Raw genomic sequence first — 266 nt, forward strand, 5'->3', positions numbered from 1 at the left:
GTATTCGAGGCCGCCTGCGCCACCGCCGGCCAGCCGCTGGAACTGCGCCGCCAGGAAGGTTACGACCACGGCTATTACTTCATCTCCACGTTCATCGAGGATCACATCCGGTTTCACGTCGAGCGGCTTGGAAAACCGGCGGCCTGACGCCCCGCTTCTATACTGGGCGGCCTGCCGAGACAGGCCCGGGGCGCCCGGCATCCGACGCCCGGCCGCGGCGCTCTATGCATAGGATCGCCTGATTTGATCAACGGAATCGCTCCCTT

1 pseudogene is annotated in these 266 nt (G+C 65.0%); it reads left to right on the top strand.

Annotation, left to right across the window (positions count from 1 at the left end):
* Positions 1-147: pseudogene (locus SB751_RS31295) on the top strand (S-formylglutathione hydrolase); the annotation flags it as partial.
* Between the last annotated feature and the right edge of the window lie 119 nt (positions 148-266).

Origin of the sequence: Cupriavidus sp. SIMBA_020 (genome assembly GCF_046535395.1) — a bacterium.
Taxonomy (GTDB): Bacteria; Pseudomonadota; Gammaproteobacteria; order Burkholderiales; family Burkholderiaceae; genus Cupriavidus; species Cupriavidus campinensis.